This is a genomic window from Pseudomonas sp. Os17, assembly GCF_001547895.1.
Classification (GTDB): Bacteria; Pseudomonadota; Gammaproteobacteria; order Pseudomonadales; family Pseudomonadaceae; genus Aquipseudomonas.
Map to the genome: position 1 here is coordinate 5,533,508 of NZ_AP014627.1, position 16,348 is coordinate 5,549,855.

Annotated in this window: 19 protein-coding genes; 1 reads left to right on the forward strand and 18 read right to left on the reverse strand. The window is 61.1% G+C overall.

Features of this window, described 5'->3' with window-relative positions; translation table 11 throughout:
• Positions 1-118 precede the first annotated feature (118 nt).
• The 18 genes from bamB to trmJ all read right to left on the reverse strand — a co-directional run bounded on the left by bamB (position 119) and on the right by trmJ (position 15,251).
• Entirely contained in the window at positions 119-1,270 is a 1,152-nt protein-coding gene (gene bamB / locus POS17_RS24300; protein ID WP_060840875.1) for an outer membrane protein assembly factor BamB, read from the reverse strand.
• Positions 1,263-1,904 (reverse strand): tetratricopeptide repeat protein, encoded by a 642-nt coding sequence (locus tag POS17_RS24305; RefSeq protein WP_016968331.1) that lies wholly within the window; start codon positions 1,902-1,904, stop codon positions 1,263-1,265. The genes bamB and POS17_RS24305 overlap by 8 nt, the downstream gene beginning before the upstream one ends.
• 40 nt (positions 1,905-1,944) lie before the next feature.
• Positions 1,945-3,234, reverse strand: a complete 1,290-nt coding sequence (gene hisS / locus POS17_RS24310; protein ID WP_060840876.1) for a histidine--tRNA ligase — start codon at positions 3,232-3,234, stop codon at positions 1,945-1,947.
• A 23-nt stretch (positions 3,235-3,257) separates the two neighbouring features.
• A complete protein-coding gene (gene ispG, locus POS17_RS24315) occupies positions 3,258-4,367 on the reverse strand; it encodes a flavodoxin-dependent (E)-4-hydroxy-3-methylbut-2-enyl-diphosphate synthase (protein WP_016968333.1) in 1,110 nt (369 codons plus the stop codon).
• A 3-nt stretch (positions 4,368-4,370) separates the two neighbouring features.
• Positions 4,371-5,387: a RodZ domain-containing protein gene (locus tag POS17_RS24320; protein WP_060840877.1), complete on the reverse strand. Its 1,017-nt coding sequence runs from the start codon at positions 5,385-5,387 to the stop codon at positions 4,371-4,373.
• Positions 5,387-6,145 (reverse strand): type IV pilus biogenesis/stability protein PilW, encoded by a 759-nt coding sequence (pilW, locus tag POS17_RS24325; RefSeq protein WP_060840878.1) that lies wholly within the window; start codon positions 6,143-6,145, stop codon positions 5,387-5,389. Before pilW ends, POS17_RS24320 begins: the two co-directional genes overlap by 1 nt.
• A gap of 12 nt (positions 6,146-6,157) precedes the next feature.
• On the reverse strand, positions 6,158-7,306 hold the full coding sequence (gene rlmN / locus POS17_RS24330; protein ID WP_060840879.1) for a 23S rRNA (adenine(2503)-C(2))-methyltransferase RlmN: 1,149 nt from the start codon (positions 7,304-7,306) through the stop codon (positions 6,158-6,160).
• Between the two features lie 28 nt (positions 7,307-7,334).
• Complete coding sequence (gene ndk, locus POS17_RS24335; RefSeq protein ID WP_025129556.1) at positions 7,335-7,760, reverse strand: nucleoside-diphosphate kinase; 426 nt, start codon at positions 7,758-7,760, stop codon at positions 7,335-7,337.
• Between the two features lie 94 nt (positions 7,761-7,854).
• Positions 7,855-8,055: a Fe-S cluster assembly protein IscX gene (gene iscX, locus POS17_RS24340; RefSeq protein ID WP_060840880.1), complete on the reverse strand. Its 201-nt coding sequence runs from the start codon at positions 8,053-8,055 to the stop codon at positions 7,855-7,857.
• A 14-nt stretch (positions 8,056-8,069) separates the two neighbouring features.
• Positions 8,070-8,411: an ISC system 2Fe-2S type ferredoxin gene (gene fdx / locus POS17_RS24345; protein WP_011063213.1), complete on the reverse strand. Its 342-nt coding sequence runs from the start codon at positions 8,409-8,411 to the stop codon at positions 8,070-8,072.
• A 3-nt stretch (positions 8,412-8,414) separates the two neighbouring features.
• Positions 8,415-10,277 carry a Fe-S protein assembly chaperone HscA gene (gene hscA / locus POS17_RS24350; protein WP_060840881.1) on the reverse strand — a complete coding sequence of 621 codons (1,863 nt, stop codon included), beginning with the start codon at positions 10,275-10,277 and terminating at the stop codon, positions 8,415-8,417.
• Between the two features lie 51 nt (positions 10,278-10,328).
• Complete coding sequence (hscB, locus tag POS17_RS24355; protein ID WP_060840882.1) at positions 10,329-10,850, reverse strand: co-chaperone HscB; 522 nt, start codon at positions 10,848-10,850, stop codon at positions 10,329-10,331.
• Between the two features lie 8 nt (positions 10,851-10,858).
• Complete coding sequence (gene iscA, locus POS17_RS24360; protein WP_007929524.1) at positions 10,859-11,182, reverse strand: iron-sulfur cluster assembly protein IscA; 324 nt, start codon at positions 11,180-11,182, stop codon at positions 10,859-10,861.
• Positions 11,183-11,224: 42 nt separating this feature from the next.
• Positions 11,225-11,611 carry a Fe-S cluster assembly scaffold IscU gene (gene iscU / locus POS17_RS24365; protein WP_003443374.1) on the reverse strand — a complete coding sequence of 129 codons (387 nt, stop codon included), beginning with the start codon at positions 11,609-11,611 and terminating at the stop codon, positions 11,225-11,227.
• A 94-nt stretch (positions 11,612-11,705) separates the two neighbouring features.
• A complete protein-coding gene (locus POS17_RS24370) occupies positions 11,706-12,920 on the reverse strand; it encodes an IscS subfamily cysteine desulfurase (RefSeq protein ID WP_060840883.1) in 1,215 nt (404 codons plus the stop codon).
• 50 nt (positions 12,921-12,970) lie between these two features.
• On the reverse strand, positions 12,971-13,462 hold the full coding sequence (iscR, locus tag POS17_RS24375; protein WP_011063217.1) for a Fe-S cluster assembly transcriptional regulator IscR: 492 nt from the start codon (positions 13,460-13,462) through the stop codon (positions 12,971-12,973).
• A 239-nt stretch (positions 13,463-13,701) separates the two neighbouring features.
• On the reverse strand, positions 13,702-14,478 hold the full coding sequence (cysE, locus tag POS17_RS24380) for a serine O-acetyltransferase (protein ID WP_060840884.1): 777 nt from the start codon (positions 14,476-14,478) through the stop codon (positions 13,702-13,704).
• The gene (gene trmJ / locus POS17_RS24385; protein ID WP_060840885.1) at positions 14,478-15,251 is read right to left on the reverse strand and encodes a tRNA (cytosine(32)/uridine(32)-2'-O)-methyltransferase TrmJ; all 774 of its coding nucleotides are present in this window, start codon (positions 15,249-15,251) and stop codon (positions 14,478-14,480) included. The genes cysE and trmJ overlap by 1 nt, the downstream gene beginning before the upstream one ends.
• 246 nt (positions 15,252-15,497) lie before the next feature.
• Between trmJ and suhB the strand changes: the two genes are divergently transcribed.
• Positions 15,498-16,313 (forward strand): type III secretion system regulator SuhB, encoded by an 816-nt coding sequence (suhB, locus tag POS17_RS24390; protein ID WP_011063220.1) that lies wholly within the window; start codon positions 15,498-15,500, stop codon positions 16,311-16,313.
• Positions 16,314-16,348 lie beyond the last annotated feature (35 nt).

The window sequence follows — 16,348 nt, forward strand, 5'->3', positions numbered from 1 at the left end:
CGAAAATACAAAAGCCGCTGCGAGGCAGCGGCTGGTGCTCGGGGCAGCACCTTGAAGTGCTGCGAACCTTGTCGAGACAAGGCCGCTTGGGGAATCAACCCCAAGCATAGTCAAACCATTACTTGATGGTCAGGGCTTCCAGTTTGCCGCTGTTGCCATACACATAAATCATGTCGCCCACCACCAGCGGACGGGCGCGCAGGCCATCGCTGTCAATGCGCGTACGGCCGACGAAACGACCGTCAACCTGGCTCAGCAGGTGCAGATAACCTTCCAGGTCACCTACAGCCACGTAGCTGGAGAAGACTTCCGGCGCCGACAGTTGACGTCGAGCCAGGGAGTCGTTGCTCCACAGGGCGGTGGTCGAACGCTCGTCCACGCCTTCCACGGTGCCCGAGGACAGGCTGACATAGACGCTGCCAAAACCTTGTGCCACGCCGGCATAGCTGGACGCATCACGCTGCCACAGCGGACGACCGCTCTCCAGGTCCAGGGCAACCACACGCCCCTGGTAACTGGCGACATACAGCGTGCCGCCGGACAGCAGCAGGCCGCCGTCGATGTCCACTACGCGATCCAGTTCGGAACGACCTTGTGGAATGGCGATGCGCTGCTCCCACACCGGCACGCCGTTGCGGATATCCAGAGCCACCACCTTGCCAGTGGAAAGACCGGCCAGGGCCAGACGGTTGGTCGCCAAGGGGGCACTGGTGCCCCGCAGGGTCAGTACCGCCGGGGTGCTGTCGTACAGCCAGATCTGATGACCGGTGCTGGCATCAAGGCCAATCACCCGATCATCCTGAGTCTGCACCACCACCACGTCACCGTTGGTGGCAGGCGGAGCCAGAACTTCACTGGTCACACGGGTACGCCACTTCTCTTCACCGCTGGAAGCATCCAGGGCAACCACTTCGCCTTTCAGGGTGCCGATCATGACCAGGCCATAACCCACGCCCACGGCGCCGGAAACAGGCAGTTCGAGATCTTTCTTCCATTTGACGTCGCCGTTCATGCGATCCATGGAAACCACCACACCGGTGACGTCGGCGGCATAGATGGTGTCACCATCGATGGCCGGTACCAGCATGTTGTAGGTTTCGCCCTGACCGTCACCGATCGAACGGCTCCACTGCTTCTGCAGGACCACTTCTTCTTTGAAGTCGACCAGCTCAGCCGGCGGCAGTTCTTTCTTGCTGTTGCTGCTGCAACCCGCGGCCAACAAGGCCAGAGCCAGCAATGCTGCATGTTTCCAACGGATCACGTCATGCATCCCCTTTGGCCAGGTCGTCCAGCTTGATTTGTAAGCCACCGACCGCCGCTTCATCCGAGAGCGCTGCCTTGGCTTTTTGATATGCCGCATGAGCTTCATCGACACGGCCCAACTGCACCAGCAGATCGCCCTTGAGCTCTTCACGGGTTGCCAGGAAGGCCTTGTCGGCATCGCCGTCGAGCAGTTTCAGGGCTTCGTCGGCCTTGTTCTGCGCCGCCAGCACCTGGGCCAGGCGCTGACGCGCCACTTCACCCAAGGTCGGGTTCGCAGGCTTGTCGGCGATGGCCTTCAGTTGCGCCGCTGCATCATCCAGCTTGCCGGTGTCGACCGCCACCTTGGCGACGAACAGACTGCCGTACTGCGCGTAGGCGGTGCCGCCGAACTCGCTGTTGAGCTTGCCGGCCAGGTCCGCAACGCGGGCGGCATCAGGCTTGCCATCCGGTGTCAGCGTGGTTTCCAGCAGTTGCTGATAGAGCACCGAAGCGCCTTGCGACTGATTGTTCTGATACTTGTGCCAGGCCTGCCAGCCAAACACGATGACCAGAGCCAGCAGACCGCCGGTCACCAGAGGTTTGCCGTTGCGCTGCCACCAGTCTTTCAATTCCGCCAGCTGTTCGTCTTCGGTACTCGACACCCCAATACTCCTTATTCGCTAATTCGGCTGTTTGACAGCTTCAACCCTGCACGACGCAGGTGGCCAGGTGCGCCGCGAGCGCATCCCAGGCAATGCTTTGTTGTTCGCCCTGGCCACGCAGGGGTTTGAAACCTACCACTTGCTGGGCCAGCTCGTCGTCACCGAGGATCAGCGCGTACAACGCACCGCTCTTGTCGGCCTTCTTGAATTGGCTCTTGAAGCTGCCGCCACCGGCGTTGACCTGCAGGCGCAGGTTGGGCAACTGGTCGCGTACCCGCTCGCTCAGGGCCAGCCCCGCCAATTCGGCAGCCTCGCCAAAGGCGCAGAGGTAGACATCCACCTGGCGGGAAATCGATTCCGGCACCTGCTCCAGGGTTTCCAGCATCAGCACCAGACGCTCGATACCCATGGCGAAACCCACGCCCGAGGTCGGCTTGCCGCCCATCTGCTCCACCAGGCCGTCATAACGGCCACCCGCGCAGACGGTGCCCTGGGCACCGAGCTTGTCGGTCACCCATTCGAAAACGGTCTTGCTGTAGTAATCCAGGCCGCGGACCAGCTTCGGGTTGATCACATAAGGAATCCCGGCGGCATCCAGGCGAGCCTTGAGGCCCTCGAAGTGAACCCGGGATTCTTCGTCGAGGTAGTCGGCCAGCTTCGGCGCGTCCACCAGTACGGCCTGGGTGCCTGGATCCTTGGTGTCCAGAACCCGCAGCGGGTTGCTCTTCAGGCGACGCTGGCTGTCTTCGTCCAGTTTGTCGTGACGGGCCGAGAGGAATTCCACCAGAGCATCGCGATAGCGGGCACGGGCTTCGGAAGTACCCAGGCTGTTGAGTTCAAGCTTCACCGCATCACGGATGCCCAGCTCGCCCCACAGGCGCCAGGTCAGCACGATCAGCTCGGCGTCGATATCCGGACCGTCGAGGTTGAACACCTCCAGACCGATCTGGTGGAACTGGCGATAACGGCCTTTCTGTGGACGCTCGTGACGGAACATCGGGCCGATGTACCACAGTTTCTGCACCTGGCCAGCACCGGTCAGGCCATGCTCCAGGGCCGCGCGAACGCAAGCCGCGGTGCCTTCCGGACGCAAGGTCAGGGAGTCGCCGTTGCGGTCCTCGAAGGTGTACATCTCTTTTTCGACGATGTCGGTCACTTCACCGATGGAGCGCTTGAACAGCTCGGTGAACTCGACGATCGGCATGCGGATCTGCTTGTAGCCGTAGTTATCCAGCAGACGCGCCACGGTACCCTCAAAATAACGCCACAGGGGCGTCTGCTCGGGCAGGATGTCATTCATGCCACGAATGGCTTGCAGAGACTTGCTCACAAAAAATCCTTAAATACGTTCGGTTAGCCGCGAGCGATCAGCGCTGCGTCGGCTTCGACCTTTTCGGCCGCCTTCTGCCGGATCAGCTTTTCGAGCTCGTCCACCAGATTGTCATTGGTCAGTTTCTGTGCCGGCTTGCCGTCGATGTAGATCAGGTTCGGCGTACCGCCGGTCAGACCGATGTGCGCCTCTTTGGCTTCACCCGGGCCGTTGACCACGCAACCGATCACGGCGACATCCAACGGCACCAGCAGGTCTTCAAGGCGCCCTTCCAGCTCGTTCATGGTTTTCACCACATCGAAATTCTGCCGCGAGCAGCTCGGGCAGGCGATGAAGTTGATGCCACGGGAACGCAGGTGCAGGGACTTGAGAATGTCGTAGCCGACCTTCACTTCCTCGACCGGGTCGGCCGCCAACGAGATGCGAATGGTATCGCCAATCCCTTCGGCCAGCAGCATACCGAGGCCGACAGCGGATTTCACCGTGCCTGAACGCAATCCACCGGCTTCAGTGATGCCCAGGTGCAAGGGTTGAATGATTTCCTTGGCCAGCAAACGGTAGGCTTCGACCGCCATGAACACGTCGGAAGCCTTAACGCTGACCTTGAAGTCCTGGAAATTCAGGCGTTCGAGGTGCTCGACATGACGCAGTGCAGACTCGACCAGAGCAGCCGGAGTCGGCTCGCCGTACTTCTTCTGCAGGTCCTTTTCCAAGGAGCCGGCGTTGACCCCGATACGGATCGGGATCCCGCGATCACGAGCGGCGTCCACCACGGCGCGAACCCGGTCTTCGCGACCGATGTTGCCGGGGTTGATCCGCAGGCAATCGACACCCAGCTCGGCCACGCGCAAAGCGATCTTGTAGTCGAAGTGAATGTCGGCCACCAGGGGCACCTTGACCTGCTGCTTGATCCGGCCGAACGCTTCGGCGGCGTCCATGTCCGGCACCGAAACCCGGACGATGTCGACACCGGCGGCTTCCAGGCGGTTGATCTGGGCGACGGTTGCCGCTACGTCGTTGGTGTCGCTGTTGGTCATGCTCTGCACCGCGATCGGCGCATCGCCGCCGACCGGTACCGAGCCGACCCAGATCTTGCGGGACTCGCGACGTTTGATTGGAGATTCGCCGTGCATGACTTATTGACCTAACTTCAGGCGAGCAGTCTCGCCACTGGTGAACGGGGCGATATCCACCGCCTGACCGTTGTAAGTGATTTGTGCGCCACGGGCATAACCCAGACGCACGGCAAAAGGTGGCTTGCCGCTGACATCAACGTTCTCGCCCTTGCGCTTGAGGGCGCTGAGCAGAATCTTGCCGTTGCCATCGATGACCTGGGCCCAGCAATCGGCGCTGAACTGGATCTGTACCTGACCCGAACCGGCAACCGGCGAGCTCGGCGCTGCGGCATTGCCAGCATTTGCCGGCACAGCGGGCGCGGCGGCCGGAGCCTGAGCTACCGGTGCGCTGGCAACAGGCGCGGTGGTTGGGGCGGCATGCACAGGAGCGGTCGGTGCCGCAGGCGTCACAACGGGAGCCGGGGCCGCAGGAACTGGCGGATTGGCCGGCGCCTCGGCGCTCGCCTGGTTCTGGTCTTGTGCGGCGTTGTCCAGGGCTTCGCTCTGACCTTCGGCAACCGCCTGGTCTTCGGGCTCGTCGATCGGATGGATCTGCGTGGTGCCGTCGGCCCCTTCGACCTCAACGTGCTCAGGGCTCAGGGACACTGGCTCCTTGCCACGCTGGGAGGATTGATCCTGCCACCAGATGAAACCGCCACCGACCACCGCCACCAGCAGCAGCAAGCTGACAATGCGCAGGATGGTATGGGAAACCCGTACCGGTTCCTCGATCCGTCCCAGGGCGTGAACGTTGCTGCCTTGAGAGTCGGTACCGGTGTATTGATCGAACTCCTGAACCAGGATCGCCTGATCCATGCCCAGCAACTTGGCATAGGCACGGATATAGCCGCGAGCAAAGGTATGCCCTGGCAGCTTGTCGAAAGCGCCGGCTTCCAGGTTGCTCAGAGAGCTCACGGTGAGGTTGAGCTTGTGGGCCACTTCTGCCAGCGACCAACCATTGCTTTCGCGGGCCTGACGCAGGGTCTCACCGGGGTTTACGCGAGTCACTGCTTGAACTTCGGGATGCGCCGCTTTCATCATTGCTCCGACAGGTATTGCTGATATTCCGGCGTACCGGGATAAAGTCGTTTTAGTTGCAGACCGTAACTGGCGGCCTTGTCGCGATCTTCGAACACCGTTGCCAGCCGAACGCCGAGCAATAGACTACGTGCATTTTGCGCGTCGAGCAGGCTAAAACGATCGTAATAGTCGCGGGCGGGCACATAATGCCTGTCTTCGTAAGACAACTCAGCCATTTCCAGCAACGCGCGGGGCTGTTGGTGATTCAAGCGCAGGGCTTTTTCCAGTTGCAACCGGGCCAGCTCACGCTGGCCCAGCTTCGAAGCGGTCATCCCGAGGCTTTCAAACACCCGGGAACGTTCGGGGTACAGAGTATCAGCCGCGGCTTGCTCAAAACGCTGATAAGCCTCTTTGTAACGTTTTTCTTCGAACAGGAAACTGCCGTAGTTATTGAGGATTCGCGCATCGTCCGGACGGGCCGCCAGGGCCTGGCGAAAATGCTCGTCGGCCAGGGCCGGCTCCATCTCGGCCTGGAACACCAACGCCAGGGCGGCATTGGCATCGGCATCGGCAGGAGCCAGTTCCAGAGCCTTGCGCAACGGAACCTTGGCGCGCTCGCTCATGCCTTGCTGCAGATAACCCAGCCCCAGTTGCACATAGGCGGCACGCGCCTCATCGCGGCCCTTGCTGGTGTTCAGCGGATTGGAATCACCCGACAGAACACAGCCAGCACAGAGACTGGCAACGAGCAGGAGCAGCGCGAAGCGCAGGGTCATGGAGTTCCTCTCTCAGGTACGGGTCGCAGCGCTTTGCGGCATATCGGCGTCGGCGCTCAACTCACGCACGGCGATATAGCGTTCGCTGCGACGGGTGCGGTCCAGCACCTGCCCGACCAACTGCCCGCAGGCGGCGTCGATGTCCTCACCGCGAGTCGTGCGCACGGTGACATTGAAGCCGGCGTGATGCAGCTGGTCCTGGAAACGGCGAATGGCATTGTTGCTCGGACGTTCGTAGCCGGAGTGAGGGAACGGGTTGAACGGAATCAGGTTGATCTTGCAAGGAACGTCCTTGAGCAACTCGATCATTTCAACGGCGTGTTCCAGCTTGTCGTTGACATCCTTGAGCAGGGTGTACTCGATGGTCAGCACGCGCTTCTCGCCCAGGGCGGACATGTAGCGCTGGCAGGACTCGAGAAGCATCTTCAGCGGGTACTTCTTGTTGATCGGTACCAGCTGGTTGCGCAGCGCATCGTTGGGTGCGTGCAGCGACAACGCCAGGGAGACGTCGATGTGCTTGGCCAGCTCATCGATCATCGGCACCACGCCGGAGGTGGACAGGGTCACCCGGCGCTTGGAAATGCCGTAGCCCAGGTCGTCCATCATCAGGTGCATGGCCGCGATGACGTTGTCGAAGTTCAGCAGCGGCTCACCCATGCCCATCATCACCACGTTGGTGATGGCACGGTCGACGGTCGCCGGGACGCTGCCAAAGGATTTGTTGGCAATCCACACCTGGCCGATGACTTCGGCGGCGGTAAGGTTGCTATTGAAGCCTTGCTTGCCGGTGGAGCAGAAACTGCAGTCCAGGGCACAGCCTGCCTGGGACGAAACGCACAGCGTGCCGCGCTTGCCCTGGGGAATGTACACGGTCTCGACGCAGCTGCCGGACGCCACGCGCACCACCCATTTACGGGTGCCATCGCTGGAGATGTCCTCGCTGACCACTTCCGGACCGCGAATCTCGGCAACGGCCTTGAGCTTTTCGCGCAAGGCCTTGCCGACATTCGTCATGGCGTCGAAATCATCGACGCCAAAGTGGTGAATCCATTTCATTACCTGACCGGCACGGAAACGCTTCTCCCCGATTGAGTCGAAGAATTTCTCCATTTCCGGTTGAGTCAGCCCCAACAGGTTAGTTTTGCCGATCGATGTAGTCATGGTCTCACCCCTCACACGCAAGCCTTACTCAGCGAGCGGTTACTTCAGTAGCTGCGAAGAAGTAAGCGATTTCGCGAGCAGCGGCAGCTTCGGAGTCCGAACCGTGAACGGCGTTGGCGTCGATGGACTCGGCGAAGTCAGCACGGATGGTGCCGGCAGCAGCTTCTTTAGGGTTGGTAGCGCCCATCAGCTCACGGTTGCGAGCGATGGCGTTTTCGCCTTCCAGAACCTGAACAACAACTGGACCGGAAGTCATGAAGGCAACCAGTTCGCCGAAGAAGCCACGCTCGCTGTGCTCAGCGTAGAAGCCTTCAGCTTCAGCCTTGGACAGTTGCTTCATTTTCGAAGCTACAACGCGCAGGCCGGCTTCTTCAAAACGGGAAACGATCTTGCCGATAACGTTTTTTGCAACAGCGTCAGGCTTGATGATGGAGAAAGTACGTTGAACAGCCATGGTGTAACTCCAGAAACGGTGATTAAAGCGAAAAATTAAACCCGCGAATTATACGCGGGTTTATAGGGATTGCCTAACTGCGTAGCCCGCGGATTCAGTCCGCTTCGTCGATCCAGGCGGCCTGAATTGCTTCAAGAACCTTCTCGCCTCCGCGAGCCGGATCGTCGCTGAACTCCGGCAATGCCAGAACCCATTGGTGCAGATCGACAAAGTTCACATAACGCGGATCCACATCGGGCTTGGACTCAACCAGCTGGATCGCGATTTCCAGTACATCAACCCACTTCAGACTCATGACGACTCCTTGAATCAGTGCGGCGCTTCGGCGGCATGGTTGAGCGAGTACTTGGGAATTTCAACGGTCAGGTCTTCGTCGCCGACGATGGCCTGGCACGACAGCCGCGATTGCGCTTCCAGGCCCCAGGCCTTGTCCAGCAAGTCTTCTTCCAGTTCGTCGGCTTCGTTCAGCGAATCGAACCCTTCACGAATGATGCAGTGGCAGGTGGTACAGGCACAGACGCCGCCGCAGGCGCTCTCGATCTCGATGTGGTTGTCATGGGCCACCTCGAGCACCGAAACCCCGGGCTCGACCTCGACAACCAGACCGTCCGGGCAGAACACGGCGTGTGGCAGAAAAATGATCTGCGGCATCAGTTATTCCTCGATTTCATTCAGGTTGCGCCCCGCCAGGGCGGCTTTCACCGTCGAATCCAGGCGGCGGGCAGCAAAGGCATCGGTCACTTGCGACAGACGCTTGGTCTGCTGCTCGATGGCGTAACCATCGGTACCACGCATCAATTCACTCAGTTCCTGCATCTGCAGCTCGATGACCATGCGCTCTTCAGCGTCCAGCAGGCGATCACCGTCCGCGTCCAGAGCGCCTTGCACGGCCTCGATCAGCCGCTGGGCATCAACCTGCTGCTCCCGCAGCACGCGGGCCACCTTGTCGTCGCCGGCGTACTGGAAGGAGTCCTTGAGCATCTTGGCGATCTCGCCGTCGGTCAGGCCGTAGGACGGCTTGACCTGAATGCTGGCTTCCACGCCCGACCCCAGCTCCCGGGCCGAGACGCTGAGCAGGCCGTCGGCATCGACCTGGAAGGTCACGCGGATCTTCGCCGCACCCGCCACCATCGGCGGGATGCCGCGCAATTCGAAGCGCGCCAGGGAGCGGCAGTCGCTGATCAGCTCACGTTCGCCCTGCAGCACATGAATCATCATGGCCGTCTGGCCATCTTTGTAAGTCGTGAAGTCCTGGGCACGGGCCACCGGGATGGTGGTGTTGCGCGGAATCACCTTCTCCATCAGCCCGCCCATGGTTTCCAGACCCAGGGACAGCGGAATCACGTCCAGCAGCAACAACTCGCCACCTTCGCGCTTGTTACCGGCCAGCGTATCGGCCTGGATCGCAGCACCAATGGCCACCACTTGATCCGGGTCGATTTCGGTCAGCGGCTGGCGACCGAACATTTCGGCGACCGCTTCCCGCACTCGCGGCACCCGGGTCGAACCGCCCACCATGACCACTGCCTGCACTTCGTCCAATTCGACATTGGAGTCACGAACGGCTCGACGGCAGGCCTTGAGGCTGCGCGCCACCATGGGCTCGATCAGGGCATCGAAGGTTTCGCGGGTCAGCGCGGCGCGCCAGTCACCGTAAACCACTTCCACCGAGGTGGCATGGGTCAGGGCTTCCTTGGCCGCGCAGGCGGTTTGCAACAGGTTGCGCTGAGTGCCCGGATCCAGGTCGGCGGACAAGCCCGCGCCCTCGATGATCCAGCCGGCAATGGCGTGATCGAAGTCATCGCCACCCAGGGCGGTATCGCCGCCGGTGGCCAGCACCTCGAAGACACCGCCGGTCAGGCGCAGGATGGAAATATCGAAGGTACCGCCACCCAGGTCATAGATCGCCACCACGCCCTCGGCGTGCTGGTCCAGGCCGTAGGCCACGGCAGCCGCGGTCGGTTCGTTGAGCAAGCGCAGCACATTCAGACCGGCCAGCTTGGCCGCATCCTTGGTGGCTTGACGCTGGGCATCGTCGAAATAGGCCGGAACAGTGATCACCGCCCCCACCAGCTCGCCACCCAGGGTCGCCTCAGCGCGCTGACGCAACACCTTCAGCACTTCCGCGGAGACCTCCACCGGGCTTTTCGGCCCCTGGATGGTCTCGATGAACGGCATGTGCGACTCGCCGTCAACGAAGCGATAGGGCAGTTGTTCGCCCAGCTGCTTGACGTCGGCCAGCCCGCGCCCCATCAGGCGCTTGACCGAAAGCACGGTGTTCAAGGGATCGGTGGGCGCGGCCAGGCGGGCGGATTCGCCCACTTCGACGCGGTCGGCGTGATAACGCACGGCGGACGGCAGAATCACCTGACCCTGCGCGTCGGCCAGAGGCTCGGAAAGACCACTGCGCAAGGCAGCGACCAGCGAATTGGTAGTGCCCAAGTCGATTCCCACAGCCAGGCGACGCTGGTGCGGTTGAGGACTTTGGCCGGGTTCGGCGATCTGCAGTAGGGCCATGCTTATCTGGACTTATCTGTATATCAGGCGTGCGACCGGAGCGGCACTGGGTTAATCGTCGAGGCGCTCTTCTAACTGGCGCACTTCGTAGGTGAGCTTGTCGAGGAACTGCATGCGCCGCATCAGGCGCTCGGCCTGCTCGCGCTGCGCTGCATCATCCCAACAGGCTGCGAAGCTTTCGTTCAGTTCATCCTGGGCAATCTTCAACCGCCGCTTGAATGCCGCCACGCCGGCCAGGTCGGCGCTGTCCTGCAAGTCTTCGAGCTCTTCGCGCCACTGCATCTGCTGCAGAAGAAACTCGGGATCATGCACCGTGACTTCCAGCGGCAACTCGCCACCCTTCAACGCCAACAGATAACGGGCACGCTTGGGCGGACTCTTGAGCGTCTGATAAGCCTCATTGAGGCTTGCCGACTGCTCCAGGGCCAGGCGCTGCTCACGCTCGGACGCATCGGCAAAACGGTCAGGATGAACCCCGCGCGCCAACTCACGGTAGCGCGCGGCCAGCTGCTCGAGATCCAGGCGGAAGCTCGGTTGCAGCTCAAATAAAGCGAAATGACAAGGAGTACCCACTGGAAGCCTCAGATGTTGAAGCTTTCGCCGCAGCCACATTCACCGCGCACGTTGGGGTTGTTGAACTTGAAGCCTTCGTTCAACCCTTCCTTGACGAAATCAAGCTCGGTGCCGTCCAGATAGGTCAGGCTTTTCGGGTCGATGATCACTTTCTCGCCGTGACTCTCGAACACCTGATCGTCCTCGCCGATCTCGTCGACGAACTCCAGCACATAGGCAAGGCCGGAACAGCCCGTGGTGCGAACACCCAGACGAATCCCATCACCCTTGCCGCGCCCGTTGAGGGAGCGTCGCACGTGTTGAGCAGCCGCTTCTGTCATGCTGATAGCCATCGTGACTCCTTACTTGTCGCCAAATCTGTGAAAGCCGATCGATCAGATCAGGCCTTTCTTCTGCTTGTAGTCGCGAACGGCGGCCTTGATGGCGTCTTCGGCGAGTACCGAGCAGTGAATCTTCACTGGAGGCAGGGCCAGCTCTTCTGCCAGCTGGGTGTTCTTGATGGTTTCGGCTTCATCCAGCGTCTTGCCCTTCATCCACTCAGTGGCCAGGGAGCTGGAGGCAATGGCGGAACCGCAGCCATAGGTCTTGAACTTGGCGTCCTCGATGATGCCCTGCTCGTTGACCTTGATCTGCAGACGCATCACGTCGCCGCAGGCGGGAGCGCCGACCATGCCGGTGCCGACATCAGGATCTTCCGCGTCCATCTTGCCGACGTTACGCGGGTTCTCGTAGTGGTCGATGACCTTTTCGCTGTAAGCCATGATTCTTAATCCTCACTCATCAGAGAGTCGCTCTCGGGTTCCGCAAATCGCCGTTATCGGCAAGTTCTACAGAACCCTGTGCGGCGACTTATATTCAGTGTGCCGCCCACTCGATCTTCGAGATATCGACGCCATCTTTGTACATGTCCCACAGCGGCGACAAAGCGCGCAGCTTGGTAACGGCTTCGCAGACTTTCTGCGCTGCGTAATCGATTTCTTCTTCGGTGGTGAAGCGGCCGAAGGTGAAGCGGATCGAGCTGTGAGCCAGCTCGTCGTTGCGGCCCAGGGCGCGCAGCACGTACGAAGGCTCAAGCGACGCCGAAGTGCAAGCCGAGCCGGAAGACACCGCCAGGTCCTTGAGGGCCATGATCAGCGACTCGCCTTCAACGTAGTTGAAGCTCAGGTTCAGGTTGTGCGGCACGCGGGCAGTCATGCTGCCGTTGATGTACAGCTCTTCCAGGTGCTCGACCTGCTTGTAGAAGCGCTCGCTCAAGGCCTTGATGCGGGCATTCTCGGCCGCCATGTCTTCCTTGGCGACGCGGAAGGCTTCGCCCATGCCGACGATCTGGTGAGTGGCCAGGGTGCCGGAACGCATGCCGCGCTCGTGACCGCCGCCGTGCATGGTGGCTTCCAGGCGCACCCGCGGCTTGCGGCTGACGTACAGCGCGCCGATGCCTTTAGGACCGTAGGTCTTGTGGGCCGAGAAGGACATCAGGTCGACTTTCAGGGCCTGCAGGTCGATCTCGACCTTGCCGGTGGACTGAGCGCCGTCGACGTGGAACAGGACGCCTTTGGAGCGGGTCAACTCACCGATGGCGGCGATGTCGTTGATGGTGCCGATCTCGTTGTTCACATGCATGATCGAAACCAGGATGGTGTCGTCACGCAGAGCCGCTTCAACCATGGCCGGAGTGATCAGACCGTCTTCGCCCGGCTCGATGTAGGTCACTTCGAAGCCTTCACGCTCAAGCTGGCGCATGGTGTCCAGGACAGCCTTGTGCTCGATCTTCGAGGTGATCAGGTGCTTGCCCTTGGTGTGATAGAAATGCGCGACACCCTTGATTGCCAGGTTGTCGGACTCGGTGGCACCGGAGGTCCAGACGATTTCACGCGGGTCGGCGTTGACCAGGTCTGCCACTTGGCGACGGGCATTTTCCACCGACTCTTCGGCCTTCCAGCCAAACACGTGGGAGCGGGACGCCGGGTTACCGAAGTTTCCGTCGACCAGCAGGCATTCACTCATCTTCTGCGCCACGCGCGGATCAACCGGGGTGGTTGCAGAGTAATCAAGGTAAATCGGCAATTTCATGGACTCTCTCCTAAATCAGGCTGGCTGGCGTGCCGCTAGCTCTATGGCTGTCATTCGACGGCTGACGCTTCAATCTTGTCCAGGCGCGGCGCCTTGCCATTACAACGGCGCTGATCCTGACGCTGGGCAACTTCTTGTACCTCACGGCGAGTGACAAGGTCTGCCAAGCTGATACCGCTCAGAAATTCGTGGATCTGCAGGCTCAGGTCGCACCACAGGTGATGGGTCAGGCAGGTGTCGCCGGCATGGCAATCACCCAGCCCCTGGCATTTGGTGGCATCGACCGATTCGTTCACGGCATCGATCACCTGGGCCACCTGGATCCCCTGCATGTCGCGGGACAGCTGATAGCCGCCACCCGGACCACGGACGCTGGACACCAGATTACTGCGACGCAGTTTGGCGAAAAGCTGTTCGAGGTAGGACAGGGAAATGCCTTGGCGCTCAGAGATATCGGCCAGGGAGACCGGGCCATGTTGCGCGTGCAACGCCAGATCAAGCATGGCGGTCACCGCGTATCGGCCTTTAGTAGTCAGTCGCATGGACAAGTACCACGGAGTTTCGGAATGGAGGCGAGTATGCAATACCCGAGTAATCAGGTCAACTATAAGACCAACTACTTTAGTCGGGTTTACCCGCAAAAGAGCGCGCGAATCATAGCAAAGTCCGCGACGTAATGGCACAGCGGGTTGCCGACAACTGACCTGCGGGTCACCCAGGGCGCCTCAGCCCCCTTTCGCCGGCAAGCGGCCCCCTGGACGAGGAGCCGCCGGCCAGGCCATCAGCCGATCTGGCTGTCGCTCTTGCCTTTGACTGCTGCGAAGTCTTCCTCTCGCAGGACTGGCAGATCCTTGGCGCAGTAGTCACTGCCCAGATCCTTCAGAGCGCCGCACACACCCTCCAGGCGAGCGTCCACCGCCTGCAGGTGGTCGAGCAACTGACCAATGGCCCGCGCCACCGGATCAGGCATGTCCTCGCTGACGCCATAGGCATCGAAACCGAGCTTCTCCGCCATCGCCTTGCGCTTGGCTTCCTGCTCGTCACTGGACTTCATGATGATCCGCCCCGGAATGCCGACCACTGTCGCGCCCGCCGGCACCGCCTTGGTCACCACCGCATTGGAACCGACCTTGGCCCCCGCACCGACCGTGAAGGGGCCCAGCACCTTGGCGCCCGCACCCACCACCACGCCGTCCTCCAGGGTCGGATGGCGCTTGCCCTTGTTCCAGCTGGTACCGCCCAGGGTCACCCCCTGATAGAGCGTGACGTCATCACCGATCTCGGCGGTTTCACCAATGACGATGCCCATGCCATGGTCAATGAAGAAACGACGCCCCACCTTGGCCCCCGGGTGGATCTCGATCCCGGTCAGCCAGCGACCGAAGTTCGACACCAGCCGCGCCAGCCATTTCCAGCCCATACCCCACAGGGCAGCGGACAAGCGGTGAATCCAGATCGCGTGCATCCCCGGGTAGCAGGTCAGCACCTCGAACGCATTGCGCGCCGCCGGGTCACGATGAAATACGCTTTGGATATCTTCACGCAGACGCTCGAACATCATTGATCCTTCCGCTTTTGTAGCTCTCCACGGGCCGCTTTCTGGGTTTCCGTGAGAATGCCACGCAATATATTCATTTCCGCCCGGCTGACCGAGCTGCGACCGTACAACCGACGCAGGCGCGCCATCAAGTGCCGCGGTTTTTCCGGATCGAGAAAGTCGATGGCCACCAGCGTCTGCTGCAGATGCTCGTAAAACCGCTCCAACTCATCAATGGTCGCCAGCTCTTCACTGCGCGGCGAGGCCACTTCATCCTTCTCAACCTTGGTCGGCCGACCTTGGGCCGCCAGCCAGGACATGCGCACTTCATAGGTCAACACCTGCACCGCCGTGGCCAGGTTCAGCGAGCTGAACGCCGGGTCCGACGGGATATGCACGTGGAAATGACATCGCTGCAGCTCGTCATTGGTCAGGCCGGAATCTTCACGACCGAAGACCAGAGCGATCTGCGCACCCTGCCCGGCCTCTTCCACCACTTTCAGGCCGGATTCACGAGGATCCAGCAGCGGCCAGGGAATGCGTCGATCACGAGCACTGGTACCAAATACCAGAGTGCAACCGGCCAGGGCCTCCTCAAGGGTGGCGACCACCTGGGCGCTCTCCAGGATATCGGTGGCACCGGAAGCCCGCGCATCGGCCTCATGGGACGGAAACACCCGGGGCTCCACCAGCACCAGCCGCGACAGGCCCATGTTCTTCATGGCACGCGCAGCCCCGCCGATATTGCCGGGATGACTGGTATTGACCAGGACGACACGAATGTTCTGCAGCAAGGGAGGCGCTCTCGGACACGGGAAAGGGGAGCAAATCTTACAGAACAGGCAAGACTCCCGCCTCAAAAATAACCATCCACAACCAACGACCCGCCCATCAAGCGTAGTCGGCCAGCGAGGCGCACCCACACCCTCGAACTGCGCCACACAGCGGATCGATGCAATCAAAGCGAACGCCGACCTTCATCTGCAAAAGTTTTCTGCTAGAATGCTCGGCTTTCTTTAACAACCTTAGGTGACCTATCCATGCAGCCAATGCTGAATATCGCGCTGCGCGCCGCCCGCAGCGCCAGTGAATTGATTTTCCGCTCCATCGAGCGCCTGGATACCATCAAGGTCGACGAAAAAGACGCCAAAGACTACGTATCCGAAGTTGATCGTGCCGCCGAGCAGAAGATCATCGACGCATTGCGCAAGGCCTACCCGACCCACGCCATCCTCGGCGAAGAAACCGGCCTGCATGCCGGTAGCGGCGAAGGTGAAGACTACCTGTGGATCATCGACCCACTGGACGGCACCACCAACTTCCTGCGTGGCATCCCGCACTTTGCCGTAAGCATCGCCTGCAAATACCGTGGCCGCCTGGAACACGCCGTGGTCCTCGATCCGGTTCGCCAGGAAGAATTCACCGCCAGCCGCGGCCGTGGCGCCCAGCTGAACGGTCGCCGCCTGCGGGTCAGCGGTCGCACCAGCCTCGACGGCGCCCTGCTGGGCACCGGCTTCCCGTTCCGTGACGACCAAATGGACAACCTCGACAACTACCTGGGCATGTTCCGCGCCCTGGTGGGCCAGACCGCCGGTATTCGCCGCGCTGGCGCTGCGAGCCTGGACCTGGCCTACGTCGCCGCCGGTCGTTTCGATGCGTTCTGGGAGTCGGGCCTGTCCGAATGGGACATGGCAGCAGGCGCCCTGCTGATTCAAGAAGCCGGCGGCCTGGTGAGCGACTTCACCGGCGGTCACGACTTCCTGGAAAAAGGCCATGTGGTAGCCGGCAACACCAAATGCTTCAAAGCGGTCCTGACCGCCATCCAGCCGCACCTGCCGGCCTCGCTGAAGCGCTAAGCGCCAGCGACAAAAAAAGCACCCTTCGGGGTGCT